This window comes from Streptomyces sp. AC512_CC834 (assembly GCF_019049325.1).
Classification (GTDB): domain Bacteria; phylum Actinomycetota; class Actinomycetes; order Streptomycetales; family Streptomycetaceae; genus Streptomyces.
The window spans coordinates 1-305 of the sequence record NZ_JAGMUO010000105.1; the positions used below are offsets into that span (position 1 = coordinate 1).

Consider the following 305-nt stretch of genomic DNA (forward strand, 5'->3'; position numbering starts at 1 on the left):
TCGATCTGGTCGCGGTCGTTGTCCAGCAGGGTGGCGAGCCGCCGGCGGATGCCGATGTTGGCGCGCATGCGCGGGTCCTTGGCGTACTCCGCGTACATGTAGTCGCGTTCCTCGTCGGTGACCATTTCCAGGGTCAGCTCGTCGTGGTTGCGCAGGAAGATGCCCCACTGGCAGCCGGACGGGATCGCGGGGGTCTTGGCGAGGATTTCGGAGACCGGGTAGCGGGACTCGCGGCGCACCGCCATGAAGATGCGCGGCATGACCGGGAAGTGGAAGGCCATGTGGCACTCGTCGCCGCCGGCGGA

The 305-nt window shown here is 67.5% G+C and carries 1 pseudogene; it reads right to left on the reverse strand.

From position 1 onward, the window contains the following. Nucleotides 1–305 (reverse strand): annotated as a pseudogene (locus KUM40_RS34855) (trehalose synthase); the annotation flags it as partial.